Origin of the sequence: Quisquiliibacterium transsilvanicum, assembly GCF_014202215.1 — a bacterium.
In the GTDB taxonomy this organism is placed as follows: domain Bacteria; phylum Pseudomonadota; class Gammaproteobacteria; order Burkholderiales; family Burkholderiaceae_E; genus Quisquiliibacterium; species Quisquiliibacterium transsilvanicum.
In genome coordinates this window covers 102,346-129,250 of record NZ_JACHGB010000007.1, presented here as the reverse complement: position 1 = coordinate 129,250, position 26,905 = coordinate 102,346, and the positions used below count along the sequence as shown (strand labels likewise).

At 70.4% G+C, this 26,905-nt stretch carries 16 protein-coding genes; 3 read left to right on the top strand and 13 right to left on the bottom strand.

Annotated features, from left to right (window positions below):
- Positions 1-16 precede the first annotated feature (16 nt).
- From waaC to HNQ70_RS17565, 5 genes are all read right to left on the bottom strand, one after another.
- Positions 17-991, bottom strand: coding sequence for a lipopolysaccharide heptosyltransferase I (gene waaC / locus HNQ70_RS17585; protein WP_183970211.1), 975 nt, complete (start codon positions 989-991; stop codon positions 17-19).
- Between the two features lie 45 nt (positions 992-1,036).
- Positions 1,037-2,134 (bottom strand): glycerol-3-phosphate dehydrogenase/oxidase, encoded by a 1,098-nt coding sequence (locus tag HNQ70_RS17580; protein WP_183970209.1) that lies wholly within the window; start codon positions 2,132-2,134, stop codon positions 1,037-1,039.
- Between the two features lie 2 nt (positions 2,135-2,136).
- A complete protein-coding gene (locus HNQ70_RS20290) occupies positions 2,137-2,565 on the bottom strand; it encodes a hypothetical protein (RefSeq protein WP_246435070.1) in 429 nt (142 codons plus the stop codon).
- Positions 2,565-2,888 carry a helix-turn-helix domain-containing protein gene (locus HNQ70_RS17570; protein ID WP_183970207.1) on the bottom strand — a complete coding sequence of 108 codons (324 nt, stop codon included), beginning with the start codon at positions 2,886-2,888 and terminating at the stop codon, positions 2,565-2,567. The genes HNQ70_RS20290 and HNQ70_RS17570 overlap by 1 nt, the downstream gene beginning before the upstream one ends.
- Before the next feature lie 93 nt (positions 2,889-2,981).
- On the bottom strand, positions 2,982-4,367 hold the full coding sequence (locus HNQ70_RS17565; RefSeq protein WP_183970205.1) for a phosphomannomutase/phosphoglucomutase: 1,386 nt from the start codon (positions 4,365-4,367) through the stop codon (positions 2,982-2,984).
- A 243-nt stretch (positions 4,368-4,610) separates the two neighbouring features.
- On the opposite strand from HNQ70_RS17565, the gene HNQ70_RS17560 reads away from it, so the two are divergent.
- From HNQ70_RS17560 to HNQ70_RS17550, 3 genes are read left to right on the top strand one after another with little or no spacing between them, the layout of a single operon-like run.
- Positions 4,611-6,356: a type I secretion system permease/ATPase gene (locus HNQ70_RS17560; protein ID WP_425504388.1), complete on the top strand. Its 1,746-nt coding sequence runs from the start codon at positions 4,611-4,613 to the stop codon at positions 6,354-6,356.
- Positions 6,357-6,359: 3 nt separating this feature from the next.
- Positions 6,360-7,733 carry an HlyD family type I secretion periplasmic adaptor subunit gene (locus HNQ70_RS17555; RefSeq protein WP_183970201.1) on the top strand — a complete coding sequence of 458 codons (1,374 nt, stop codon included), beginning with the start codon at positions 6,360-6,362 and terminating at the stop codon, positions 7,731-7,733.
- 56 nt (positions 7,734-7,789) lie between these two features.
- Positions 7,790-9,124 (top strand): TolC family outer membrane protein, encoded by a 1,335-nt coding sequence (locus tag HNQ70_RS17550; RefSeq protein ID WP_183970199.1) that lies wholly within the window; start codon positions 7,790-7,792, stop codon positions 9,122-9,124.
- A gap of 66 nt (positions 9,125-9,190) precedes the next feature.
- Here HNQ70_RS17550 and HNQ70_RS17545 read toward each other — a convergent pair whose 3' ends face one another.
- The 8 genes from HNQ70_RS17545 to HNQ70_RS17510 form a co-directional block, all read right to left on the bottom strand.
- Complete coding sequence (locus tag HNQ70_RS17545; protein WP_183970197.1) at positions 9,191-9,721, bottom strand: hypothetical protein; 531 nt, start codon at positions 9,719-9,721, stop codon at positions 9,191-9,193.
- Positions 9,718-11,013, bottom strand: coding sequence for a glycosyltransferase (locus HNQ70_RS17540; protein WP_183970195.1), 1,296 nt, complete (start codon positions 11,011-11,013; stop codon positions 9,718-9,720). Before HNQ70_RS17540 ends, HNQ70_RS17545 begins: the two co-directional genes overlap by 4 nt.
- Positions 11,010-12,560: a class I adenylate-forming enzyme family protein gene (locus HNQ70_RS17535; RefSeq protein ID WP_183970193.1), complete on the bottom strand. Its 1,551-nt coding sequence runs from the start codon at positions 12,558-12,560 to the stop codon at positions 11,010-11,012. Before HNQ70_RS17535 ends, HNQ70_RS17540 begins: the two co-directional genes overlap by 4 nt.
- Positions 12,560-14,389 (bottom strand): acetate--CoA ligase family protein, encoded by a 1,830-nt coding sequence (locus HNQ70_RS17530; protein ID WP_183970191.1) that lies wholly within the window; start codon positions 14,387-14,389, stop codon positions 12,560-12,562. Before HNQ70_RS17530 ends, HNQ70_RS17535 begins: the two co-directional genes overlap by 1 nt.
- Before the next feature lie 140 nt (positions 14,390-14,529).
- On the bottom strand, positions 14,530-22,365 hold the full coding sequence (locus tag HNQ70_RS17525) for a calcium-binding protein (RefSeq protein WP_183970189.1): 7,836 nt from the start codon (positions 22,363-22,365) through the stop codon (positions 14,530-14,532).
- Between the two features lie 116 nt (positions 22,366-22,481).
- Entirely contained in the window at positions 22,482-23,681 is a 1,200-nt protein-coding gene (locus tag HNQ70_RS17520) for a tetratricopeptide repeat protein (RefSeq protein WP_183970187.1), read from the bottom strand.
- Complete coding sequence (locus HNQ70_RS17515; RefSeq protein ID WP_183970186.1) at positions 23,678-25,540, bottom strand: CHASE2 domain-containing protein; 1,863 nt, start codon at positions 25,538-25,540, stop codon at positions 23,678-23,680. Before HNQ70_RS17515 ends, HNQ70_RS17520 begins: the two co-directional genes overlap by 4 nt.
- Positions 25,537-26,862 (bottom strand): FecR family protein, encoded by a 1,326-nt coding sequence (locus HNQ70_RS17510; RefSeq protein WP_183970184.1) that lies wholly within the window; start codon positions 26,860-26,862, stop codon positions 25,537-25,539. Before HNQ70_RS17510 ends, HNQ70_RS17515 begins: the two co-directional genes overlap by 4 nt.
- Positions 26,863-26,905 lie beyond the last annotated feature (43 nt).

Genomic DNA, 26,905 nt, shown 5'->3' with positions numbered 1-26,905 from the left:
AACCAGTCGGCTGGCATCAGACGAAGCTCCCCAGCGCCTTGAGCGCGGCCAGCACCTCGCCCGCCTGCGGCCAGGTGCCGTCCTCGCCGAGGTTGCGCGCCCGCGGCGTCCAGTAGGGGCCGAAGCGCCAGGCTGGGGTGGCGGCGAAGAGCGCCACCGTCCGCGAGTCGAGCGCCGCTGAGAGGTGGGTCAGCCCGGTGTCCACGCCGACCACCGCGCGGGCGTCGGCGAGCAGGCGGGCGCATTCGGAGAGCGACAGGCGCGGGGCGACGCGGACCAGCGGGGCGGCCTCGCCCATCGCCGCAGCCCCGATCCCCGCGGCAAGCGCCTGCGCAGCCGCCTGCTCGGCCTGGCCACCCCAGGGCAGAACCACCGAGACGCCGCGCCCGAGCAGCGCGCGGCCGAGCTCCACCCAGCGCTCGGCGGGCCACTGCTTCTCGGCGCGCGAAGTGGCATGCAGGAAGACCGCATAGCTGCCGCGCGGCCGCCAGGCCAGGTCCAGCGCGGGCGCGGACAGCGCGAAGCGCGGCCCACCCTCGGCGCGGTAGCCCAGCGCCTGCGCGGCAAGCGAGCGCAGGCGCTCGATGGCGTGCAGGTCCGCCGGGACGTCGTAGCGATGCGCATAGGCGAGCGCGGCCAGCGGCTCGCGCGCGCTGGCGCGTGAAAACCCCGCGATCGGCGCGCCAGTCCAGCGCGCCACCATCGCGCTCTTGATCAGGCCCTGCAGGTCCAGCGCCAGGTCATAGGCGCCGGCGCGCAGCCGCGCGCGCGTCGCGCGGATCTCGCTCCAGGTCGCGGCCTGCCCCAGCGCGCGGCGCCAGCGGCGGATCGCCACCGGGATCACCTCGCCCACGCCGGGGTGCAGGCGCGGCAGCTGGGCGAAGCCTTCCTCGACGACCCAGTCGATCCGCGCGCCGGGACGCGCGGCGAGGATGTCGGTGACGACGGGCAACGCATGGATCACGTCGCCCATCGAACTGGTCTTGATCATGGCGATGCGCACGGGCGCAAGTGTAGCGGCAGCGGGCGCGCGCGCTCAGCCGACCAGTGCGGCCACTTCTTCGCCAAGGCTGCGCGAGGTGGTCCACTTGCCGCCGAACACCGTGAGGACGCGGCCGTGCCGCTCGATGGCATGCCCGCGGGTGTTCTCGTTGGCGTCGCCCGCCTCGGCCAGCAGCGGCCGCACGCCAGCGAAGCTCGTGCGCACGTCGGCGGCGCTGAGCCGGTCCTCGAAGGTGGCGTTCCAGACATCGAGCAGGTAGTCGCGCTCCGCGTCGCTGGGCGCCACCGGCGCGCCGGCCGCCTGCTCCACCTCGGTGGTGCCGATCATCACCCGCCCCGCATAGGGGAGGATGAAGCAGACCCGGCCATCCGCGGGCGCCTGCACCAGCAGCCCGCAGGGCAAGGCTCCATCGACCAGCAGGTGACTGCCGCGCACCAGCCGCAGGCGGTGGGCGCTTGGCAGCCCGCTGCGCTCGAGCAGCAGGGCGGCGCCGGGACCCGCGAGGTTGCAGACCGCGTCGAAGCGCAACTCGCGATCGGGCGCCGCGTCCCCGGAGGCTGCACTGTCCCCGGCGACGGTCATGCTGCCGTCCGCGCCGATGCGCAGCACCTCGCACCGCGCGCGCAGGCGCACCCCCGCCGCCCGGGCCTGCTCCAGCGCCCACAGCCCCAGTGCGCGGTCGTCCATCTGCCCGTCCCAGAACGCATACGCGCCCTGCAGGCCCTCGGGCCGCAGCCCGGGCAGCCGCGCCAGCGTCTCGTCGCGCCCCAGCCAGCGATGCCGGGCCAGCAGCCGCGAGCCGCTGAGCCGATCGTAGAGGACCAGCCCCGCCTTGACCATCCAGCGCGGCCGGCCGCGCCCGCGCACCACCGGCAGCAGCAGCTCCAGCGGATGCGCGAACCGAGGCGCCTGTTCCAGCCACCAGGCGCGTTCGCGCAGCCCTTCACGCACCAGCGCGATGTCGCCGGTCTCCAGGTAGCGCAGGCCGCCATGGAGCAGCTTGGTGGAGGCGGACGAGGTGCCGGCCATCGGCTCGCCGCGCTCGAAGAGCTCGACCTCGTGACCGCGCCGGGCCAGCGCCCAGGCGCTCATCACGCCGTTGATGCCGGCGCCGACGACGGCGATGCGCATGCTCAAGCCCCCCGGAGCAGCGCAGCGACTGCATCCATCTGTGCGTGCTCGAACGCCGGCGCGAAGTCATCAAGCTCGGCCGGCCGCAATCCCACTTCAGGGCCGACCGCGAGCCGCCGCCAGTTCGAGACTGCGGAATGCACCTCCGCCAACACGGCAAGGGCCTGCAAACCGTCCAGCGCGAAGTAGGACGCGCGACCGAGCAGCATCTTCACGTCCGTGATCGGCCCATCCTGCTCGGACAGCCAGGTCTTCGATTCACGGTCCGCGGACACGTTGAAGCGCTCCGGGTCGGCCAGCCAGCCCTCGTCATAGGCGAAGGCACTGTTCTCGCGGCGTCCCTGCCGGACGTACACGAGCGAGCCCACCGCCAGGCCCGCCTTGCCGATGCAAACCTGAACCTTCTGGCGAACCGGAGCGGCCAGAACCATCAAAGCGCTCCAGTAGCGCCGGACCTGCTGCGCACACGCTTGGGCAGCCGTTCATCGGCCAGCGCCAGGCCGATATCGTCCTTGGCCGTATCCAGCAGGTCTGCCAGCGCCTGGATCTCGCCGAAGACATGCAGCGCGCGGGCGAAGAAATGAATGGGCACTCGCACATCGCCCTTCTCCATGCGCCGCACGGTGGACACGGACGCACCGATGCGCTCGGCCAGCGATGCCTGGGAAATGTGGCGCCGCCGCCGAGCAAGGGAGATGTCACTGCCGAGCTTGCTTATGGCTCGCCCGACAGGCAACGGAATCGGGAGATCCACTTTAAACACTCCCAAAAGACTGATTAGATCATTTTAACAGCCCCTGGGGAGCGATTGCAGATCCTCGGAATTGACCGATACCAGCTCTCCGGATCAGAACGGCAGCTTCGCCCCCGGCTTCTCGGCGAGGATCGCCGCGCGGAAGGCCTCCTGGATGCGGGCCAGCGCCTTCGGCGTGTCCGCCTCGAAGCGCATCACCACCACCGGCGTGGTGTTCGACGGGCGCGCCAGGCCGAAACCGTCCGGGTACTCGGCGCGCACGCCGTCGATGGTGATCACCTCGGTGGCGCCCTCGAAGCGGGCGTTCTTCTTCAGCGACTCCACCAGCGTGAAGTTCTCGCCCTCGGCGGTGGGCAGCTGCAGCTCGGGCGTGGTGGGCGAATCGGGAAGCGCCTCGAGCACCGCACCGGGGTCGGCGTGGCGCGAGAGAATCTCCAGCAGCCGGGCGGCCGCGTACAGGCCGTCGTCGAAGCCGTACCAGCGCTCCTTGAAGAAGATGTGGCCGCTCATCTCGCCGGCCAGCGGCGCACCGGTTTCCTTGAGCTTGGCCTTGACCAGCGAATGCCCGGTGCGCCACATCAGCGGCTCGCCGCCGTGCTCGCGTATCCAGCCCGCGAGGTTGCGGGTGCACTTGACGTCGTAGATGATCCGCGCGCCCGGGTTGCGCGAGAGCACGTCGGCGGCCAGCAGCATCAGCTGGCGGTCCGGGAAGATGATGGCGCCCTTCTTCGTGACCACGCCCACGCGGTCGCCGTCGCCATCGAAGGCCAGGCCGATCTCGCAGTCGGTCTCGCGCAGGCTGCGCTGCAGGTCCGCGAGGTTCTCGGCGTGGGCCGGATCCGGATGGTGGTTGGGGAAGGTGCCGTCCACCTCGCAGAACAGCTCGGTGACCTCGCAGCCCAGCCGGCGGAAGAGCTCGGGCGCAAAGGCCCCGGCCACGCCGTTGCCGCAGTCGATCGCCACCTTCATCGGGCGGGCCAGCTTCACGTCACCCACCACGCGGTCCAGGTAGCGCTCGCGCAGGTCCAGCGACGACAGCCCGCCGCGCTGCGCCGCCGCCACCGGCGCGAAGCGGCCTTCGGCGATCGCCACGCGCAGGTCCTGGATGGCGTCGCCGTAGAGCGCGTCGCCGCCGATCATCATCTTCAGCCCGTTGTATTCGGGCGGGTTGTGGCTGCCGGTGACCGCCACACCGGTGCCGGTGCCCAGCTCGTAGGTGGCGTAGTAGACGATGGGCGTGGTGACCTGGCCGATGTCGATCACGCTCACTCCGGCGTCCCGGAAGCCCTCGGCGAGCGCGCCGGCCAGCGCTGGGCCGGAGAGCCGCCCGTCGCGGCCCACCACTGCGCGGTCGATGCCCTGCGCGCGGGCGACGGAGCCCAGCGCCAGGCCGATGGCGCGCACCGCCTCCTCGGTGAGGGTGCGGTCGACAATGCCGCGGATGTCGTAGGCCTTGAAGATGGCGGGATCGATGTTCATGGGCGGCAGGCTCTAGGGTCGGCAGAGGACGGTAGCGGAGACCGCACCACGACGGTGGGCATATAAGTCACACTGCAGCCGACCGGTACGAGGCGCGAAGAAGGAAGCCAGGGGCAAGTGTGCGAAAATCGCGGCCCTATGGCACCTACCCCTCCGCGCAGACCGGGCAGCCCCCGCGGCGAAATCCTGCAGGCGCTGCTTTCGTATCGGCGCGTGTTCCTCAGCGTTGGAGCATTCTCGGGCGTGATCAACCTGCTGTACCTGGTCCCATCGATCTACATGATGCAGGTGTACGACCGGGTGCTGGGCAGCAGGAACGAAACCACGCTGGTGATGCTCTCGCTGATCGCTGTCGGATTGTACTTGGCGATGGGCGTGCTGGAGTACGTCCGCTCCGCGGTGCTGGTACGCCTGGGCAACCGCCTCGACACGCAACTCGCCCCCCGGGTCTTCACCGCTGCCTTCGAGCGCAACCTGCGCGGGCGCAGCGGCGCGGCCGCCGGGCAGGCGATGAACGACCTGGCATCGGTACGGCAGTTCGTCACCGGCAACGGCCTGTTCGCCTTCTTCGACGCTCCCTGGGTGCCGATCTACCTGGCAGTGGCCTTCGTGTTCCATCCGCTGCTCGGGCTGGTTGCCGTCGTGGGCGCCGTCGTGCTGTTCGGCCTGGCCTGGCTCACCGAAGTGCTCACCCGCCACCCCCTGACGGAGGCGAACGCTGCCGCGGGAGCGGGCGCCGCATACGCCACTGCCAACCTGCGCAACGCCGAGGTCATCGAGGCGATGGGCATGATGCCGGCGGTGCGCCAGCGCTGGGAGACGCTCCAGGACCGCATGCTGGTGAACCAGTCGAAGGCCTCGGAAGTGGCGGGCCGCATCAACGCGGTCACCCGGTTCGTGCGCATCACCCTGCAGTCCGCAGCGCTTGGCGTGGGCGGCTGGCTGGTGCTGCAGAACCAGATATCGGCGGGCATGATGATCGCGGCATCGATCCTGATCGCCCGCGCACTGGCGCCGGTGGAACTGCTGATCGGAACGTGGCGCCAGTCGAACGCCGCGCGCACCTCGTACAAGCGGCTCGAGGAACTGCTGGCGGACTTCCCTGCGCGTGAGCCCGGGATGGACCTGCCCCGCCCGAAGGGCGAATACCGCATCGAGAACGTGATCGCCACGCCGCCCGGCGCACAGACGCCTGTGCTCAAGGGCGTGAGCTTCGGCATCACGCCGGGCGAAGTGCTGGTCGTCGTCGGCCCCTCGGCCTCGGGCAAGAGCACGCTTGCGCGGCTGCTGGTGGGCGTGTGGCCGGCGATGGCCGGCAAGGTGCGGCTCGACGGCGCGGACGTGTTCCTCTGGAACAAGGACCAGCTCGGCCCCTGGATCGGCTATCTCCCGCAGGACGTGGAACTCTTCGACGGCACCATCGCCGAGAACATCGCTCGCTTCGGGGACGTGGATTCCAACCTGGTGATCCAGGCCGCCACCAAGGCCGGGCTGCACGAGATGATCCTGCGGTTCGCGCAGGGCTACGACACCCCGATCGGCGAGGCAGGTTCGGCCCTGTCCGGAGGCCAGCGCCAGCGGATCGCCCTGGCGCGCGCGCTGTATGGCGACCCCGCCGTCCTGGTGCTCGACGAGCCTAACTCCAACCTGGACGACGCCGGCGAGGCGGCGCTGGTGCGCGCGATCCGGCAGGCCAAGGACGACAAGCGCACGGTGGTGCTGGTCACGCACCGGACCAGCGTGATCAGCGTGGCCGATCGCCTGCTGGTGCTGGCCGACGGCATGGTGCAGATGATCGGCCCGCGCGCGGAAGTGCTCGAGGCAATCGCCAAGGGCGCGGCGCAGATCGCAGCGCAGCGCGCCCCGGTGCCGCCGGGCACCGTGGTGAGCGCTCGGCCCTCCCCCGGCAGCCCCCCACCGGGGGCGCCCCGCAGACCGCCGGCGCAGGGCGGCCCCGGCCCCCAGGAACCGACCGAGGGGGCACGCTAGGCCATGGCAGAAGACGACAAGACCATCGACGGCATCGTGCGGCGCGTGGATACGCAGCCGGCCGCCGCTGCGGCGCCGCGCCGCAGCGAGGCGCCGTCCGATCCGCGCCGGCCCCTGCGGCTGGGAATGCTGGTGGTGCTGCTCGGCCTCGGCGGCTTCTTCGGCTGGGCGGCGCTGGCGCCGCTCGACGAAGGCGTGCCGACTCCCGGCACGGTGGTGGTGGAATCCAAGCGCAAGACCCTCCAGCATCCCACCGGCGGCATCGTGCGCGAGCTGCTGGTACGCGAGGGCGATGCGGTGAAGACGGGCCAGGTGCTCCTGCGGCTGGAGCCGGCAGCGGCCCGCGCCGCCCGCGAGGCTGCCGATGCCCAGTACCTGACGGCGCGTGCATCGGAATCCCGGCTCCTCGCCGAGCAGCGCGGCACGGCGCGCATCGACTTCCACCCCGATCTCATCGCGCGCGCATCGGAGCCTGCGGTGAAGCTGCTGCTCGAGACGCAGCGCCAGCTCTTCGAATCCCGGCGCAAGGCCATCGACACCGAGCTCGCAGCGATGCGCGAAGGCATCGCGGGGCTGGAGGCACAGTTGCGCGGCGTCGAGCAGGCGCGCGAGGAGCGCGTGGCGCAGATCAGCCTGTTCGAGCGGGAAGTCGCCAGCCTGGCGCCGCTGGTCGAGGAGGGGCTGTACCCGCGCAACCGGCACCAGGACATCAGGCGCCAGCTGTCGGTCGCCTACGCGAGCCGCGCCGAGGATGCCGCCAATGCAGCGCGCATCCGCAACCAGATCGCCGAGACGCGGCTGCACATCGCGCAGCGCCGGCAGGAATACCGCAGGGAGGTGGAGACCCAGCTCACCGAGGTGTCGAGCGAAGCCCGCGCGCAGGCAGAACGGCTCGCAGCGCTCTCCGAGGAGCTCGCCCGCACCGACGTCCGCTCACCCGCCGACGGCATGGTGGTCGGGCTCTCGGTGCACACTCTGGGCGGGGTGATCTCCGCCGGCGAGCCGATCATGGACGTGGTGCCCGAGGGCGATTCGCTGCTGATCGAAACCCAGATTCCTCCGCACCTCATCAAGCACGTGCGGCCGGGCCAGCCGGCCCAGCTGCGTTTCACGGTGCTCGACCCGCGGCACACCCCGGTGGTCGACGGCAAGGTGGTCACCGTCTCGGCCGACCTGCTCTACACGCCGCGCGACAACCTCCCCTACTACCTGGCCCGCATCGAGGTTCCGACGAGAGCGCTTGCCGAGCTGGGCTACGGCAAGGTGCAGCCCGGAATGCCGGTCGACGTCATCACCATCACGGGGGAGCGCACCCTGTTCAACTACGTGATCAAGCCGCTGATCGACCGGTTCTCGCTGGGGCTCAAGGAGGAATGAGGATGGCGAGGCGGATGCGTCCTGCCACCGGGGGTCCTGGACCGGGCGCCCGTCGCATGGCCAGCCTTGCGTCTGCGCTCCTGCTGGCGCTGCTACCCTTCGCGGCGAAGGCCACCGGCCTGGCCGAGGGCCTGCGAGACGCCCTGGCGACGAACCCGAACTGGGAGGCCGCCCAGGCGCAGCGCGACGCCGGGGTCGAGGCCGAGGTCCAGGGGCGGGCCGGCCTGCTGCCGCAGGCCAGCTTCAGCGCATCGCGCTCGCGCGCCAGCACCGACTCCACCGTGGCCTCCCTGCAGGGCCCGCAGAATTCTTCGCGGGACTACAGCGCCTACAACTACGCGCTGCAGCTTCGCCAGCCGCTGTATCGGCCAAAAGCCTGGGCCGCCTACGGCCAGGGCAAGGCGCAGGCCGCCTACGCAGAGGCCAACCTGCAGGCCACCCGCCAGGAGCTCGCTCGACAGGTGGTGCTCGCCTATGCCGAGTGGGGCTTCGCGAGCGCCGCGCTGACGGCGGCGCGCTCGCAGGCCGAATCGCTCGAGCTCAGCGCATCGAGCGCCGCCCGGATGTTCAACGCGGGCGATGGCACGCGGGTCGAGCTCGAGACCGCGCGCGCACGGCTGGCCCAGGCCCGCGCCCAGGTGGTCGAAGCCGACGGCCAGGTACGCGCCGCGCGGCGCGGCTGGCTGCAGATCACCGGGCATGGCGGGGATCTCCAGGAGGCAGTCGCCCTGCCGGCGATCGGCAATGGCGCCTCGCTGCGCCTCCCGCTGGACCTCGACACGCTGTCGCAGTGGCAGCAGGAAGCGCTCGCCGGCAGCGCCCAGATCCAGGCGCTGCAGCACGCAGTACGGGCGGCGCAGCAGGAGGTCCGCAAGTCGCGCGCCGATCACCTGCCCTCGCTGGACCTCTTCGCGAGCCGCACGCGCAGCCAGAGCGACACCGAACTCACCATCGGCAACCGCTACGACACCACGCGGCTGGGCCTGCAGCTGTCGGTGCCGATCTACAGCGGCGGCGCGGTCAGTTCCGTGGTCCGTCAGGCGGCAGCGAACCTCCGGCGGGCCGAGAGCGAGCTCGAAGCCGCACGGCTCGACCTCCTGCTGAGGGTGGAACGAGAGTGGCACGCGTTCCGTGCGGCCCGCGACGCAGCCGCGGCGTCCGCGCAGGCCGTGGACGCCGCATCGCTCGCGGTCCGGGCGGCACGGCTCGGAATTCCGGCCGGCAGTGCCACGCGGGTGGACGAACTCAACGCAATCGCAGAAGAGTCCCTGGCCAGGCGCGATCTCATCCAGGCCGACAGCCGTGCGCTGGTCGCCTGGGCGCAGCTGCTGGCGGCCGCCGGACGGCTGGACGAGCAGGCGCTGCAGCAGGCAGACGCGGCGTTGCGCTGAGGCGCTGGCGCCAGCGCAGGCTCTAGCGCGGGTGCGGGCGGAGTGCGGACGCTCGCGCAGGCGAGGTCAGGCGCCAACGGCCGGATCCCCGCCGCCTGATGCCGCCGGCGGGGTCTCGTCCGCGGGCTGTCCGGTCAGCCATTCCGGCAGCGCCGCCTCCAGCCAGCCGCTGCGCCTGCAGCGAGCCAGCAGGGCGTCGAGCATCCCGTGGCATTCGTCGGGCGACATCAGCCATGACTCCTCCCTGGCGGCAGCCTTCAGCGTGATCGACATGCCTCGCGGGTGCACCGAAAGCTGCACGCTTGCCAGCAGGCAGTTCTCCAGCGTGACCCCAGGCGCCGGCCGTTCCACCGGCGCGATGCCCTCGGTTCGGGTGGCCGCCACCGCGCGATGGTGCACCTGCTGCATCCTCCCGGGATCCTGGGGTGGCCTGGGCGTGCTCGCCGTCCCGGCCCAGGGGTCGCGTTCGATCATCTCGGCCCACCGTGCGACCAGCCTTAGCGCCACCCGCCGCGTGATCCACCACAGCAGCCTGGAGCGCTGCGTGCGCAACCAGAGCCTGTCCTCGGAATCGCTGTAACCGATCGAAATCTTCATCCTGTCCTTTCTTGGTCCGTGGGCGGCGCGGTGGGTGGCGCGGTGGGCGCCGAGGGCGTGCCGCCCGCGCCGAGCGTCTCCAGCAGCGCGATCTGCGCAGGGAGGCAAACCCCGGCGAGATCATAGTGCCGCACCGCGGTGCGACGTGCCGCGGCGCGCAGGCCCGCATGGGCCGCAGGCCGGGCCAGCGCGTCCGCCACCGTGGCAGCGATCGCCTCATGATCGAAGAAATCCACGAGCAGCCCGTTGCGCCTATGTTCGATCACCTCGCGCACCGGCGCCGTATCGCTGCCCACGACCAGGCAGCCCGCGGCCATCGCCTCGACGCAGCTCCAGGACAGCACGAAAGGATAGGTGAGGTACACATGGCAGGCCGACACCTGGAGCAGCGAAACGAAGCGCGCATGGTCCAGCCACCCGAGGAAATGGACTCGGGCGGGATCGATCCGATCGCCGACCTCGTCCAGGTAGCGCTGCCTCCACGTTCCGCCATCGGGCGGCTTCGCACCGTAGCTGACGCCCGCCTCCCCCACGATCAGCACCTGCGCGTTCGGCCGCAGCCGCTGCAGCGCGGGCAGCGCACGCATGAAGCTGTGATAGCCGCGGTAGGGCTCGAGGTTGCGATTGACGAAGGTGACTACCTCGTCGCCGGTGCGCAGGGTGCGGGTGGCGCCCGATGCATCGACGAAATCGAAGCGTGCGCCCGCGTCCGGACGGACACGCCCGGTGTCGATTCCATCGAAGATCACGCTCACACGATCGCGCCATTCCTGCGGGATGCGGCTGCGCTGCCAGTGGGTTGGCGAGAGCCCCCAGTCCATCGACTCGTAGGTGAGCAGGTTCGCTGCGTTCTTCACGCGCAGCTTCGCTGTCGCCGCGACCCCCCCGACGGGGAACTCCGGGTCGAAGCCGGTATCGCCGCCGGGCGTCCCGTAGTGATACTCGAGGAAGGCAAGGTAGCGGGTGCCGGGGAAGACATCGCGAACGAACAGCGCCTCGCCCCAGCCCGGATGTGCAACCACCAGATCCGGCACGAATCCCTGCGCCCGCAGCGCGGCCATCTGCCGGGCGCAGGCCTCACCGCGGATCACCTTGGTCTCGAACTCCGCTGCGAACGGATGGACGCCTGGTGCATTGCCACGACCGAGCCGGTAGGGATGCACCGCCACCCCGGGCAGCGACCCGCGCGGCGTGATCGCCAGCGCCCGCACCTCATGACCGCGCGCCGCGAGCGCCGGCGCCAGGTGCCGGAACTGGCCGGGGAAATTCTGGTGGATGAACAGGATTTTCATGACCTGTCCGCGGCGGGCTGGCCATCGGCGGCATCCCCTGCGGGCTGCCGACGAGCTTGGAGGCGCGGTTCGAGCTCGCGCCGAAGCGCATCGCGCACCGGCTTGCCCAGCTCGTTGCGCGGGATCCGGTCCATCACGAAGACCGCATAAGGCGCTCGCGGCCCAAGCCGCTCTCGGGCATGTTCCTGCAGCTGCGCCTGCGTCACTGACGCATTCTCGTGCAGCGCCACCGCGCATACCGGCACCTGCTGGCGGATGCGCGAGGTGGCGGCGAGCACGACGACGTCGCGCACCGCGGGATGCGCCGCCATCGCATGCTCGATCTCGGCCGGATGGATGTTGATGCCGTTCATGATGATGAGGTCGTCTGCCCTGCCGCAGTGGACCAGTTGCCCATCCGGGGTCAGGCGGCCGAGATCGCCGGGAACGAACCACCCGCCATCGATGAACGCGCGACGCGTCGCCTCCTGGTCGCCGTGATAGCCGGCGATCTGGCCTGCGGTGCGCAAGCGGACATGCCCCACCTCGCCAGGGGGCACCGGCGCCCCCTGGGCGTCGACGATCTCGAGTTCGACGCCTGGAAGAAGCCTGCCGACCGTACCCGGAGTGCTCCGGATCTGCTCCGGATCGGCCACCGAGACGATCCCGACCTCGTTCGTTCCGTAGGCAACGAACAGGTTTGGTGTCAGCAGACGCATCACCCTGCGCCGCAGCGATTCGGTGAGGATCGAACCGCCTACGCGCAGCATCCGCAGCGAAGGCAGCAGGACAGCCTGGCCAGGCTCGCCCTGCGCCCGGGCCGCCATCCCGCGCAGCATCGCCTCCAGGTGGAAGACGGAACAGCGCAGGACGGTCGGCAGGGCGGCCCTGCAGGTCTCGACCGGGTCGGCCATGCGCCGGTCGCCCAGGACAACGGTGCCGCCCGCCATCAGGGTGGCGAGCGTGGCCATCTTCGTCGATGAAAAATCCAGGGAGACCAGGGACAGGACCCGATCCTCCGGCGTGGCCGGGCAAACCCGTGGCGCCCGCTGCAGGGCTGGCCCATGGCAGACCGGCAGCAGCTTGCTGCGACCGGTCGAACCGGATCCGATGTTGATCAGCCAGGGCGCCCGCGGATCCGCATCGCGCACTCCGGGATCGATCGGCGTGCCCGCCTCGAACAGGGTAGCGAGAACCAGGCAGACCCGTGGCAAGCCGAGATCGCCGCCATCAACGCTGTCGCTCACCAGCATGCGCGCGCCGGCCTGCCTGACCATGTCGGCCCGCAGCTGCGCCGGATAGTGCACAGGCAGGCTCAGCACGCTGGCGCCGAGGCGCGCCAGGGCGAAAAGGGCCACCAGCAGGGCAGCCTCGCGCTCGAAGCTGAGCGCAAGCACGTCGCCACGCGCCACGCCCGAACGCTGCAGCCGGGTTGCGGCCCGCCAGACCAGCGCGTCGAGCGCGCGGTAAGACAGCGCCGCGCGGGGCAGCTGCAGCGCAATGGCGTCCGGGCGCGCCTGCGCATGCCGGATCAGGCAGTCCGCAAGATTGTGTCCGTTGCCTTGCATCACTCTCCCCTGTGGCCGGCCACGGAGCCGCCGCGCCCCGGGCCAGGCGAGCCGCCCTTCGTGGGCGTGGCGATACGGACCAGCCGCGCCACCAGGCGCTCGATCTCTGCCGGGCCGAGCCGGGAGTCGGCGGCATCCGCCTGCGGCTCGGGATTCGCACGGAAGATGCCGGCCACCCGGTCAACGGGCAGCGGTCCTCGCAGCAGCTCATCGGTGGAAGCGACCAGCACCAGCGCATCGACCTCCGAATCAAGCAGCAGCGCGCGACATCGACGCCCCAGCCCCTCGAAGGACAGCTGCCGAACTGCCCCACTGGCGTCGAGCGTGGTGTCGTGACCGGTGACGTGGCAGCGTAGCCCTGCCTGCGCCATCACCCGCTGCCGCCCCCGAGCGAAGGCCAGGCCGGGGTCCTCTCCCACCACCACTTCGACGGGAATCCGTCCGTCGCCATCGACGAGGCGACGCAGGTATTCCGGAATGTGGCCGCGCGAAATCTCGCCACCACCGAGCAGCGGCGCGAAATTCACCTCGTTCAGGACCGCACCGCCTGCATGCCAGGGGCGGCCGATGTCGTCGGTGATGAGATCCACCCCCGCCACCGCCAGTCCGAAGAGCCGCGCGGCGCGCAATGCCAGGTCGACATTGTCCGGGTGCACCCGGGCGGTCTCGTCAATGTCGAAACCACCGTCCGCGGTCGACTCGATCCTACGCAGCGGCACCAGCGCTCCGGCCGGCGGCACCGCCTCGGGGTCGAAGCCTGCGGCGGCCATTGCCGCGCGAGCCTCGTCGTCGAAGGGAAAGGGCTCGCTGCGGCGCCATGGCGGACGTGCCTGCTCTCGAGAATTCGCCTGCGCGACGAGCTCCGCGATCCTCGTCTCGCCGTCGCCGGTGACGCATTTCGGAAGCCGCCTCACCGCGTAGAGCATGCGCCCCCCGGCCACGAAGATCCGATGGCAGGTGCCGCCGACCTGCCGCTCCACCAGCACCGGCCTGCGCGGCGCACGCAGGAGCGCCCGCTCGAACGCAGCCGCCAGAGCCGCGGGCGAGTCCACATCCACGGACACGCCCTCGCCCCGGTCGAGCGCCACGGGCTTGACCACCACCGGCCAGCCCAACCGATCCGCCGCCGCCGCTGCCTCCTCGAGCGTGCGCACCGCAAAGTGCTCCGGTGCCGGCATCCCCGCTCGCCGCAGAAGACCCGCCGCGGCATGCTTGTCCTGGGCCAGGCTGGCGCCCACCGCCGAGTCCACCCCACTGGCACTGCGGGCCACGCGCACCCCCCTGGCGCCCCAGCCAAGCTGGTAGACAGCCGCCCCAAGGTGGACGAAAGGAATCCCGAGCCGCCAGGCCTCCCGCAACAGCGGAATGGTGGACTTGCCCGAAGGCAGCTGCCGGCGCAGCGCATCCACCTGACGCCCGGCCAGTGCGTGAAGCGTGGCAATGCTCTCCGGCGTGCAGGCATGCCCCGCCATCCATCGGACCAGAACCACGCCGCCCCTGGTCGCCGCCTCGACGCAGGCGGGCGCGATTCCATCCACCACTGGCACGGCGGCACTCAGGCGCCGCCTGCCCGGTTTCGCCGCCCCCTCGGGTCGCGAAGCGAGCACCACTCCGTCCTGGAAAAGCGGAGCCCCCGCGGCCCGCAGAAGCTCCGCTGCCAGCGACAGGCAGCGCCGGCCCACCTCCGCCACCCAGTCCGCGGCCGGCCGCGCCCCGCCCGGCTGGAGCTCGAAGGCACGCTCCAGCCACCGGTCGAGCGCAGCGACGTCGATCGGATCGGGCAAATCGACCAGCAGATCCAGGCGCAACAGGGGCAGGGAAAGCGACATCGCGTGGCCGGCCTCGAACAGGGCACGAACGGGGAAGGGTCGCGCCCGAAAAAGAAAAAGCCCCCGAGCCGGAAGTCCGGCATCGGGGGCCTCAGGAGGAAGCCGGGCCGAAGAACGGCCCGACTACCTGCGCTGCAGCGTCAGACGGTGCCGACGATGTTGTCCGCGTCGAAGCCGGACGTGACACCCACCAGGTTGATGACGAGGTCGCCACCGCTGGTCGGAGCCACAACGCCGTCACCGTTGGTGTCGACGTACAGCAGGCTCGAGAACTCGTCGAACACCACCCGGCCAGCCTGGCCACCACCATCCACCAGCGCGGCCTGCAGCTCGGTGCCGCCGAACACGCTGTCGTAGAAGGTTGCGGTCAGCGCATCGCCGAAGGCATCCGTCAGGTTCAGCTGGATCACGTCCTCGGCCACCGAGAAGTCGGCGATCGCGTCCGCGAAGAGCTTGCTGCCGGTGCTGTCCGAGGTGTTGGTGAAGGCATTGCCCGCGAACACGAAGATGTCCGCGCCGGCGCCACCGGTCAGGAAGTCCTGGCCGCCGTCACCGTTGAGCACGTCGTCACCGGCACCACCGTCCAGCGTGTCGGACCCGGCGCCGCCAGCAAGCTGGTCGTCATCGGCGCCGCCGTTCAGCTGGTCGTTGCCCTCGCCACCGTCGAGCACATCCTCGCCGGCATCACCGTTGAGCAGGTCGTTGCCGAGGCCGCCCATCAGGTCGTCGTCGCCGATGCCGCCGGACAGCAGGTCGTCGCCCTCGCCACCGTCGAGCGAGTCGTCGCCGGCGTCGCCGTTCAGCGTGTCGTTGCCACGCATGCCCAGCAGTGCGTCGTTGCCGTTGCCGCCGGAGATGAAGTCATCACCGAAGCCGTCAGCAACCGGCGCCGCAACACCGTCGACATCCGTCGCGCTCTCGGGGCCGTTCTCCAGGCCGGAAACCACCGTCACCACCGGGTTGGTGTTGTCGAGGTTCTCCCAGGACTCCTGCGTCAGCACCGGGACCACCGGAGTCGAATCCACGATCTCGACGGAAGTCACCCCGATACCCGCCGCCACACCCGAAGCCGGGCCGGTGAGGGTCAGGACAGCCCCGACGGCGGTGGCCGTCCAGGTGGTCAGCGGGTCACCCACGTCGCCATTCTCCGCCGAATCGGCGTTGATCGCGGCGGCCAGGGCCGCTGCGGTCGTCGCCGCGTCGGTATCGAAGGCCACGGTGAACACCTCGCCGTTCGCGAACGTGATGCGCACCGACTCGGTGGCCGTATCCGCCGCGGTCAGGTCGTAGGTCACGACCTGCTGAACCGCAGGCTCGCTCTCGGTGACCAGGGTCGGGCCGGTAGCCGGGTCGACGTCAGGCGTCGAATCGTAGACGTAGTACTCGGTCGGCGTCTGCGCCGGCGTCGAGCCATCAGCAGGGCCGGTGAGCGTCAGCACCGAGCCGGCGGACGAGGCGGTGAGCCCGGTCGTCGCCGTGTCGGCGTTGATCGCCGCCGCGAGGTTGGACACGGTGGTCGCCGCGTCCGTGTTGAACGGCACGAAGTAGTAGGAGCCATCGGCCAATTCGACCCACGCCAGCTCGCTGGCGGTATCGACCGCCGCGAAATCGCGCTGCTGCTCCCACTGGACCACCGTCGAGACCGGCAGCGTGGTGGTGTTGAACGATACCGTGCCGGTGCCGACGATGTTGGCATCGAGGATATCAACCGCGGGCTCCTGGACGACTGCATCCGCCGGATCCGTGCCGTCGCTCGGACCGGTGAGGATCAGGTTGCCGGCATCGACCGAGGCAGTCCAAAGCGAGGCAATCGTCGCGTTCGCATTGATCGCCGTGGCCAGATCAGCCACCGTTGCCGCGGACAGCAGCTGGTTCGGCTGCCCCTCGACGCCGAAGGTCACCGTGATGTTGCTGTAGGCGGTGACTGCCGACATGTCGATCGTCACGACGGCCGCGACCAGCATCTGCCCTGCGACGTCCGGCACGGGAGTCGTGGCCGCACCGATTTGGTTGTACTCGGTGAACGCAGTAACGAGCTCCGTGGGCTCGGACCCATCGGCCGGGCCCGTGAGCGTCAGCGTCAGGGGACCAGAAACCGTGCCCGAGGCGCTTGCGGTCCACTCGGTGGTGCCCGCCTCGATCAGCGCGGCAACCGCCTCACCGGTTGCCAGGTTGGAGCCCGCGACTTCCTGGCTCAGGTACTCGACACCGTCGACCGTGACCGCGAATATGTCGAGCGTGCCGAGCGCCTGGACCCCACCCTCGATCACCTCAGCCACGGCGACCGAAGGAGCGACCACCGTAGCGGGCGCCACCGGCGACGCGGTGGAAACCGCGGCGCCAGTCACGACAACTGCCGGCTCGGCACCGGACGCAGGCCCGGTCAGGACCAGGTTGGTCCCGTCCACGGTCGCGTCGAAGCCGTCGGTACCGCTGACGTCGGCGGAGGCGTTGATGTTCGAAGCAAGCGTTGCGAGGTCGGCGCCAGTGATCACGGTGCCGTCGAAGTCGACCGACAGCGTGCCACCCGGCAGCGCGCCGGAGAAGTCGAGCGTAACGATCTCGGGCTGCGCATCCACCGGAGCCACGTCGACGATCTCGATCGAGAACGCGGCAGTGGTGCCGGCAGGCGCAGTGATCGTCAGGACGTTGTCGACCACAGACGCAGTGAACCCGGCCGGCAGCGGCAGGTTGGCCTGCAACACCGTCGCAACGGCGGCGCCGTCGTGGTTCGTGTCGTCGGCGCCCGGCAGCACGTAGCTGTAGGGAGTGCCGTCGATCGTGACCACCACCTCGTCGCCCGCGTCGTAGAACGCGTCGTCGAAGGTGAAGGCTGCCTGGCGGGCCTCGATGGTGGGCTCGGTGTTGTCGGTGCGGACAACCTCGTCCGTTCCGCTGGTGGTGACGAAGGTGGCGCTGCCGCCGTCGCCGCCGGTGACCAGGGCGCTGACAAAGCCGGGCTCCGTCGGCAGAGCGCCGGGGACGTCCGCGGTCAGCGTCAGGATGCCGGTAACGTTGTCACCGGCCGCCGTCCAGGCGGACAGCGTTGCGTTGCCGTTGATCGCCGTGGCCAGTGCCTCGACGCTGCTGGCGGTGACCGACACGCCGCCCGAGAACTGCGCGGTGACCGTCTCGCCGGCATCCACGCCGGTGAACGTGACCGTCACGCTGTTGGGCGTGGCCGGCTCGGTCACCAGGTCGGGAGCGAAGGAGGTGGAGATCGCGTAGGCGGTGGCCGGCGTGTTCCCGTAGAGGGTGATCTCGCCATTGCCGCCCGCTTCGGCGGTCATCTGCGCGCCGGCCGAGATCAGCGCGGCCAGGCCTGCGGCGATCTCGTTCTCGCCGTCGCCAAGCACGACCGTGTAGTCGTAGGGTTGGCCGTCGATGGTCACGCGCACCACGTCGCCGACGTCGTAGAGCGAATCCGCGACGTTGAGCACCGCGGTCGGACGGTTCTGCGACTCGGCGGTGACCGTGAAGGACTCGCCCAGCGCGTAGTTCGTGCCGAACTCGTCATCCACGTCGATGCCGGTGATGGTGATGGTGCCGGTGGTGGTGTCGGCAACCGCGGCAACGTCGGCAGAGGCGTCGCCATCCACATTGGCGCCGTTGATGTCCGCGGCCAGCGCGGTGACCGCGTCGGCAACGGTGTCGTCATCGCTGTCGGCGGTCCAGGTGAAGGTCTGGGTACCGACCGTCACCGAGTAGGTGTCACCCGCCTCGACGTCGTCCGTCTCGTCGAAGTCCACCGAACCTTCGCCCTGGGTGCCGGGCGCAACCGGCTGACCTTCCATCGGGTCGCCCCAGATGGTGTCGTCGCCGTCGTTGCCATAGAGCTCGTCGTCATCCTGGCCGCCCATGATGACGTCGTCGTTCTGGGTACCCAGGACCGTCAGCTCGGCGTCGTCTTCCATGATGCCGAAGAAGCGCATGCCGCCGGTGTCGGTGTTGGCGTCCAGCACGGTCCAGTCGTTGTTGACCACGCCGCTGGCGTCGACCGTGATGTCACCGTTGTGGACCCAGGCGTCGTCGAACTTCACCGTGATGGTGCCGTTCTCGCCCTGCTGGGTGTCCAGCAGGGTGAGGCTGTCGATCTCGCCGTCTTCGACCACGAGCTCGACATTGCCTGCGACGGTGGTGTCCTCGTCGTTGGACATGTTGGTGGCGCCGCCGAGCTGGTTCACCGCGACGAACACGTTGACTTCACCGTCGCCGGTTTCGTCGAAGATGGCGCCAGCGCCGCCGGCGCCGCCGCCGTTGTTCAGCGCAGCGAAGGGATCGGCGTTGCTGTAGCCCTCGTTGGACCACAGGAACAGGTCGACGTCGACGTCTGCACCGTTGTCGATGTTGATGTCGGAGGACATCACGTCGACGGTGACCTTCTCGGGCGAGTCGGCCTGGTCGTTGAAGTCTTCGTCGATGTCGAAGTCGACGTTGCCGCGCTCGGTGACGTTGTTGCGGTCGTTGCGAACCAGCAGGGTGTCGATCAGCAGGTCGTCCTCGACCGTGACCTCGAGCACGCTACCGGCGTCACCGTTGGTCTCGAGGACTTCGGCGTCCACATCCTGGAACACGCCGTCCTGGTCGTTCGGGGTGATGTCGCGGACGGAGTTGTCGATGGCCAGGGTGTCGCGGCCGCCGCCCAGGGACAGGCTGTCGGTGCCGTCGAGCGCGTCCTTGGTGAAGTCGACGTAGTCGTTGCCGTCGCCCAGCAGGATGGTCTTGCTCTCGCTGGCCTCGTCCTGGCTGCCGAAGTCCTCGTCCTCGACCTGCAGGTAGACATTGCCGGCGTAGGCGGTGCCGTCCACGGTGTTCTGCGCTGCGCGCATCACGGTGAGGTCGCCGGTGGCGTCGCCGCCGATCAGCAGCGTGGTGTCGTTGCTGTCGCCGTCATTGCCGTCGAGCTTGACCGAACGCGCACCGGTGGTGCCGTTGTTCTCGAGGTTCAGCGTGCTGAAGTACTCGGCGTCCTTGACCTTGGCATCGAAGGAGTTCGTGCCCTCGAGCGCCACGTTCAGCGTGGTGGACGAAGCCTGGTTGCCGCTTTCGGCGTCGACGCGCACATCCCAGTCGCCGGCGATGCCCCAGGCACCGTCGTAGGCGCCATTCGAGGACAGGTTGATCTGCTCGCCGTCGATGTTCTCGAGGTTGGCACGAGCGGTGCCGTCGTTGTCGCGCAGGTTGATCGTGTCGAGCGTGCCGTCGATCGCGTCGAGGTTGACGTTGAACACGCCGTCATGCTGCTCGTCGGCAGGCGTCACGATCGCATCGACGTTCAGGCTCAGCGTCTCGATGCCGACGATGTTGTTCGGATCGACGATGTCGCTGGTCACCGCGAGGATGTTCGCCTCCTGGTAACCGTCGAGCCGGTAGGTGCGCATCACCAGTTCGTCGTCGCCGGCACCACCGTCGACGTCGGCCGAGGCCTGGATGTCGGCGTTGGTGACACGCAGCACATCGTTGCCGTCGCCGAGCAGGACGGTACCGAGGTTCAGGTCGCCGTTGTTGGCATCGACATTGCTGTCGTCGTTCAGGTAGACGGTGTCGTTGCCCGTGCCGGCGTCGATGAGGCCGTTGACCTCACCCCAGACACGGCCCTGGTCGTCGCCCTCGCCCAGCAGCAGCTGCGCAGGCGTGGGGTAGCCCCAGTCGCCCACGCCGTCGTCATTGGCGTCGATGTTGCCGCGGATGAAGACCCAGTCGTTGCCCGCGCCGGCGTCGACGATGCCGTCGTCCAGCAGGTCGCCGAAGACGTCGATGGTGTCGTTACCTGCGCCGCCCGTGATCTCCGGGGCGTCCCCACCGATCGGCTCGTCGTTGCCGACATTGCCACCGACGCTGATGGAGTCGTTGCCATCGCCGCCGACGACCTGGCCGGTGACGTTGTCGCCGACGCTCACGGTGTCGTTGTCGGTACCGGCATTGACGATGCCGTGCACGTCGTCGTCGACCCGGATGGTGTCGTTGCCGGCGCCGCCAAACAGGGCGGCGCCCACCTCGACGTCACCACCGGAGCCGAGAACCTGGAGGGTGTCGTTGCCGGCACCGCCGTCCATCAGCGAGCCGGAATCCATGTTGCCGACGCGGACCGCGTCGTTGCCGTCGCCGGCATCGATACCCGAGCCGGAGAGCATGTCACCCCAGCCCTCTTCGACGTTGTCTTCGCCGAAGACCTGGGCCAGCGTGACCTCGTCGTCGCCGGTGCCGGTGTAGACGACACCCGCCAGGTTCATGCCGAGGCGGACGGTGTCGTCGCCGTCATTGGTGGTGATGCTGCCGGCGTAGTCTTCGCCGGAGGGCACGCGCTCGTCGGTGTCGCCCAGCGCGTCACCCGCGATGACCTCGTCGTCGCCGATGCCGCTGACCAGGGTGTCGACGCCGTCGACGTCGATCACCAGGTTGCCGGCGTAGGCGGTGCTGTCGACGCTGACGGTCTCGCCGGACGAATACACGTCCTCGATGGTGAGCGTGACGCCGCTCTGCTCGGTGTCATCGGCGTCGTCGCTGATGTTCACCTGGGTGAAGCCGGTGCCGGTGTGGTCGCTCGAGAGGATGAAGTTGCTCTCGGTGGCCGCCGTGCCCAGGTCCTGGATGTTGATGGTCTCGAGGGCGTCGTCGACGGTGATCTCGGGCTTGGCGCCCTCGGCCGCGCGGCCGATCTCGCGGACTTCGAGCTGGATGGCATCGGATTCGCCGGCGGCGACCTGCGCATCCACGTCGATGTGGGTGTCACCGGTCATGTCGTCGATGTTGACGACCGGAACGCTCTGCAGGTCCTGCAGGCGGACGTCGGCGGTGGACTCCTTGACGTGGACCTGCTCGACCGCACCGTCGTAGTTGGTGAAGCCGATGGTGGCGCCGGACATGCCGTTGGCGCGGATCTCGATGTTCTCGACGTTCTCGACCGTGGCGTTGCCGGTGAACACCGGGAGGTTGGCGGAGATCTCGAGCTGCAGGGTGTCGATGCCCTCGCCGCCGTTGATGAAGTCGCCACCTTGGTAGGTGCTGCCGCCAGCGCCATACGCGGCGCCGAAGATGCGGTCGTCGCCGGCGCCGCCGGTGAGGATGTCGGTGCCCGTGGTCAGGGCGAGGACCTCGTTGACCACCGGGGGCAGGGTGTCGGCCAGGGTGACCGCGGCGCTGACCGGTCCGGTGGGCGCATCGACGGACACGGAGAGCTCGGTGCCGAGCACGTTGGCGGTGTTCGGGTTCAGCGAAACCTGGATGACCGCCTGGCCGGTGGAGTCGGTGGTGACGGTGCCGGTGAGCTGGCCGCCGACCACATCGGCCGCGTCGACGCCCGACAGCGTGTAGGTGTACGTGGCGTTCGCGAGCGCGGGCGTGGTCGCCAGCGTGAACAGCACGGTGTCGCCGTCGGTGGCGGACGCGAGGTCGGCATCGAGGCTGTAGGAGGTGATCAGCGGGGCCAGCCCAGCGGCGATCGCGGCTTCGATGGCGGCCGGCGAGGAGACGTCGGTACCGGCGTCGACTGCGGCGATCGCGGCCTGCAGCGTGGCCAGATCGGTGGTGTCGTTACCCGCCACACCCTCTTCGGTGTAGTACTGGGCAACAGCAACCTGGTTGGCCATCTGCTGGGCAGTGCCGCCCCAGACCGGGTCGCTGTAGGACTTGCCGGCCAGGTTGTTGAAGATGGTGTAGATGACTTCGCCACGCGACCAGCCGGCGTTGAGCGCACCCGCGACGTCGGCCTCGGCCTCGGCCTTGGCGGCAGCGCTGGCGGACTCGCCCACCACGTTCTCGACCAGGCGGGAAGCGAACTGCTCGTTGGTCAGGAAGTTGGGGTAGACGTCCGTGAACTGCGGCTTGGTCGTGAAGACCTCGACGATCTCCTGCACGGACATGCCGGACTCGGAGGCCTCGGCCAGTTGGCTCATGTACGTGGTGCCAGGGGCCGCGTCGAAGGCGATCACGAAGAAGCGGTACAGCTCGGTCTTGGTTGCTTGGGTCAAAGCCATTCAAGCTCTCCTTTTAGGAAATCATGTTTCGGCCGGCACTTCGGCCGATCCAATTCGGATTTTAGTTAGAACTCTTGTTCCGGCTGGTGATGGGCATCACCAGTGTTGTTTGGAGACTACTGCCACCGGCGTCTCAGGCTGACCTGGACACCCGCGTCGCGATACGTGAACAGTTCCAGGTTGCTCCACCTTCTTCCTCCATACAGCCTGCCCAGGAGCTGCCAGGTGCCCGGCCCGGGCTCCCAGGCCCGCTCCAGCGACAGGTTGGCGCTGAGCATCTCCCGGGCGGCGCCGTCTTCGAGCAGAGGACTGTACCCCGACAGGTCCCGATGCGCGCTGACGTGCCCCAGCAACACCCAGCGGGGCGCCGGGGCCCAGGAGGCCATGGCGCCCATCCGGACGAAGCTGGGAGGACCGCTCCAGGCGTGTTCCAGCTCTGCGTAAGCCAGGGCCTGAAGCTGTGGATGGGGCCGCGAGGCCCCTTCCAGCCGCAGGTAGACGCCCTGGCGCGCCAGGCTGGGCTCGTCGAACCCGCCGCCGGACAGGCGCCAGTCCCGGCCGCCTGCCGACGCGCCCAGCGCATGCCGCGTGGCGCCATCATACGCTCGCTGCGTCTGGGCCGACCATTGCGCCCATCCCACCGCGCCGCTCCCGGCCCACGGAAGGCGGCCGTGAACGGACAGGCGGTGGGCGGCGCTGTCCTCGTTGCCGAAGATGCGCTCCAGGTTTGCCTGGAAGCCCCAGCCGCCGGGCACGCTGCGGCGCAGCGTGACGCCCATCAGGCCGGCCGGACGCACGTCGCGGGCCACAGGCAGGGTGATCGAGCCCTCGGGGAAGGTCAGCGTGAGCTGCCGCAGGTCGGCTCGCGCCAGGGGGTTGCGGGACCAGCCGGCGTAGATCTCGGCAGTGGTTTCGGCCGGCGGCGGACGGACGGAGGCCAGGTCGGCGCCGTCGCGCCCCGCGCGGGCCTGGGCGGCCAGCGCCCGGTCGGTCTCCACGAGCATGGCCTGCAGCCGCTCGCGGTGGTCCGGCGGCGTGCGCGGGTCGTCCACCAGGCTCTCGATCAGCGCGCGGGCGGCCTCCAGCCGGCCCCGGCGCGCCAGCAGCCCCGCAAGCTCCAGCCGCGCCGCGGCGTGCTCGGGGTTCAGCATCAGGCTGCGCTCGAAGAGCAGCTCGGCCTGGCCCCACTCGCCAGCCTCCAGCGAGCGCATCGCCTGGGCGAAGGCCTGTTCGGCCTCGGCCTCGGGCGCCACCGGAGCGGCGCAAGCGGCTCGCAGGAACAGGCCGCACAGCAGGAGCGCGAGCAGCGTCCTCACACGTCCACCCGGAACAGCGGGCGGGCTTCGGGTTGATCCGGCAGCAGGAAATGGCCCAGCGGGTGCAGCGCCTCGCCGGGGCGGGCGGCGGCGGCCTGTGCCCCGACCAGCAGCTGGCTGGCCAGCTCGTCGCACATCGCCAGCATGGCCAGCACCACGTCGGCGGCCGGCCCGAGCAGCAGCGGCCGGCGGCTGGCGCGCGAGCCGGCCACGCCCAGCAGGAAGGGACCGACCTCGAGCGCGGCGCGCGCGCCCAGCGGATGGCGCTGGCTTTCGTTGCGCTGCAACAGGCCGGCGAGCTCGCCGAGCAGTTCGCGGGCCGCGGCGATCGCCGAGCGGACGCTGGCGGCGTCGCCGTCCGGCCAGGCCAGCAGCAGCGTCTCGCCCTGCACGTGCTCCAGGGCGCCGCCGTGCCGGTGGGCGCCGCGCTCGGCCAGCGTGCTCACTGCGTGGACCAGGGCCAGCGCCTGCAGACTGTCGACCGACGCGGTCCAGCGCTCCAGCCCCACCACTCGCAGCGCCATCAGCACGCCGTGGCAGGGCTTGCCCAGGCTTTCGCCGCTCGGGTTCTGCAGCGCGATCTCGTGCGCCAGCCCGCGGGGCAGGAAGCTCTCCAGGTGCTCCTCCAGCCGGCGCGCCTGGCGGCGCTCGGCGCCGACGTCCAGCAGCATCAGGCTCAGCAGGCAGCCCACCAGCGCCATCGCCGGCGCGCTGACGGGCAGCGCCACCCCGCACACGCGGCCCAGCGCGGCCGCCAGCACCGGCGCGAGCAGCGCCAGCGCAAGGCCCATGGCCAGCCACAGCGGACGGTTGCGGGTCTGGGCGCGCGGCAGCAGCAGCAGGCCGATGCCGCCGACCATCAGCGCCGACAGGAAGGCCGGCGAGCGCGGCGGCAGGATCCAGTCGCGCTCCAGGGCGGCGCCCAGCAGCTCGGCATGGACGCTGGCGCCGGGGGCCTTGGGATGAAGGGGGGTGTTGGCCGTGTCGCCCAGGCCCAGCGCGGTGGCGCCCACCACCACCACCGCGCCCTGCAGCGGCATCACGGTGGCGGCGGGGTCGAGCAGGCGGGCCGCGCTGATCGCAGGCCAGGCGCCGTGCGGCCGGTGGTAGGGCACCGGCAGCCGGCCCTCCTCGTCCAGCGCGAACGCGAGCTCGCCGCGCTCCAGCCAGCGGTGCGGACCGAAGGGGAAGGCGCCGTCGCGCAGCACCCAGCCGGCGCCCGGCTCGAGCGCCGCGGCGGCCGCGACCACCAGCTGAGGGTAGCGCCGGCCGTCCTGGCAGAGCTGGGCGGGCAGGCGGCGCAGGCGGCCGTCCGAGTCCGGGGTGGCGGCCAGGTGGCCGACGAAGGGCGGGTCCAGGCTCTGCGCAACGCCGAGCTGGCCGGTCAGCGGGGAGTGGTCGGAGCAGAGATCGGGGGCATCGGCGGCCGCGCGCAGGGTTCCCTCGTGCGGCGGGTCCTGCACCTGCGGGTCGATCACCGGCACCTGGCCGATCACCACGTCGGGCGGTTGGGCGGCGTCGAGCACCTCCTGAAGGCGCGCATCGCCGGCCGCGACCTCGGGAAAGAAGGCGTCCCAGACCTGCAGGCGGGCGCCGCGCTGACGCAGGCTCTGGATCAGTTCGGCGACAACGGTGCGCGGCCAGGGCCAGGGGCCGAGTTCGGCAATGCTGTGCTCGTCAATGTCGACCATCACCACCTTCGCGGGCGCCGCGCGCGGCGGAATCCAGCGGGTGAGAGCGTCGTGCAGCTGGGCGTCAGCCCAGGCGGAGAAGCGGACCTGCGAGAGCAGCGCGCCGGCCACCAGGGCCAGTGCGAGCAGGAGAAGGTGCCAGCGTCGCCCCGCCCTGCCCAGGATCAACGGGCGTTCCACAAGGTGACGCCCCGGAACGTGCCCTGCGCGTGCTCCTTGGTGAACAGGTAGCCGGCCTCGCGGCCATCGCGGCTCAGGGCGCCCGCGACACGCTCGGCGCCGTTGCCGGCCCAGAACATGCCCTCGTTGTTGATACGGCCGTTGACGCTGAAGGCGACGTCGCCGGTGCTGGCGTGGGAGACGGTGACCCCGGCGCCGAACGCGGACCGGTCGAAGTCGACGGCAAGCGAGGCTGCGCGCACCTGGGCCTCCGAGATGCCGGCGGCGCCCGAGAACACGGCTTCAGCTGCTGCGAGGTTGAACTGCACCTGGCCGCTCAGGCCGGGATCGAGCCGGCCGGACGGATCGTCGCGCCACAGCACGTAGCGGCCCAGCTCGCCCACGGTGACGTGACGGCCCTGGCTGGCGAGTGCGAATGCCACCGGCAACTGCATCGGAAGCTGGTCGACGTTGCTGAAACGGCCCCAGACGAGCTGGGTGGGCAGCGCAGTGCCCGGCGCGGGCGGCGGGGACTGCGGCAGCGAGGAGAGATCAGGGAACTGGTCGGAAGCGAGGTCGGAGCCGTTGCCCATCCAGCCGTCGCGGCCATTGAGGCTCCGGAAGGCGTCGGAGCCGCCGCCGGCGACGAAGACCACGCCGGGCGCGCCCCGGGCGCCGCCGACCAGCCGGATGCCGAACAGACGCTCGACGTCCTCGGCATCGATGGCGCGGCGTTCGACCTCGCCGCTGGACAGCACGCGCAGGTAGTGCCCGGCATCCGAAGCCGACAGCGTCACCGGCTGCCCGCAGCCCGCCGCGGCGCAGGACGCGCCCGAGGGCGACACCACGATCATGCCCTCGTGCACCAGGGTCTCCATGGCGCCGCCGGCGAACTTGGCGAGGAAGTCGGTGCCGCGCACGCCGATCGCGGCCACCGGGGTATTCAGGCGGTAGCGCTCGGGCTGCAGGCGGGCGGCGTCACCGGAAATCTGGCGCATCGCGCCGCGCACCAGCTCCAGCTCCAGCCGGGTGTCGGCGCCGGCGGGATCGATCTTGTAGCGGTGGATGATCAGCTCGGTATCCGCGCGCAGCGACACCCGCCCCTGATCCGAGAACACCAGAATGGCGATGGCATCCTTTCCAGTGATAATACGGTCGCCGTCGGACAGCTGCACTCCCAGGCGCAGGGGCTCGGCGCGACCGGCGGCATTCACCCGCGTGGCCTCGCCCACCGCCAGGGCCACGCGCGCGACCGAAGCGGGCTCGGCCCTGAGCGCAGATGCGGCCAGCATCAGCAGCAGGAACGCGGCTTTCAGGCATGCACGCAGCATCGATGGCTCCAAGAGTTCGCAGACAACCGGAAAACGATTCTAC

Bases quoted from the DNA above. Each gene is read 5' to 3' on its own strand.
- HNQ70_RS17550 (WP_183970199.1), top strand. From the start codon at position 7,790: ATGGCCAGCCTTGCGTCTGCGCTCCTGCTGGCGCTGCTACCCTTCGCG.
- HNQ70_RS17535 (WP_183970193.1), bottom strand. From the start codon at position 12,560: ATGCAAGGCAACGGACACAATCTTGCGGACTGCCTGATCCGGCATGCG.
- HNQ70_RS17565 (WP_183970205.1), bottom strand. From the start codon at position 4,367: ATGAACATCGATCCCGCCATCTTCAAGGCCTACGACATCCGCGGCATT.
- HNQ70_RS17545 (WP_183970197.1), bottom strand. From the start codon at position 9,721: ATGAAGATTTCGATCGGTTACAGCGATTCCGAGGACAGGCTCTGGTTG.
- HNQ70_RS20290 (WP_246435070.1), bottom strand. From the start codon at position 2,565: ATGGTTCTGGCCGCTCCGGTTCGCCAGAAGGTTCAGGTTTGCATCGGC.
- HNQ70_RS17555 (WP_183970201.1), top strand. From the start codon at position 6,360: ATGGCAGAAGACGACAAGACCATCGACGGCATCGTGCGGCGCGTGGAT.
- HNQ70_RS17580 (WP_183970209.1), bottom strand. From the start codon at position 2,134: ATGCGCATCGCCGTCGTCGGCGCCGGCATCAACGGCGTGATGAGCGCC.
- HNQ70_RS17525 (WP_183970189.1), bottom strand. From the start codon at position 22,365: ATGGCTTTGACCCAAGCAACCAAGACCGAGCTGTACCGCTTCTTCGTG.
- HNQ70_RS17540 (WP_183970195.1), bottom strand. From the start codon at position 11,013: ATGAAAATCCTGTTCATCCACCAGAATTTCCCCGGCCAGTTCCGGCAC.
- HNQ70_RS17530 (WP_183970191.1), bottom strand. From the start codon at position 14,389: ATGTCGCTTTCCCTGCCCCTGTTGCGCCTGGATCTGCTGGTCGATTTG.
- waaC (WP_183970211.1), bottom strand. From the start codon at position 991: ATGATCAAGACCAGTTCGATGGGCGACGTGATCCATGCGTTGCCCGTC.
- HNQ70_RS17510 (WP_183970184.1), bottom strand. From the start codon at position 26,862: ATGCTGCGTGCATGCCTGAAAGCCGCGTTCCTGCTGCTGATGCTGGCC.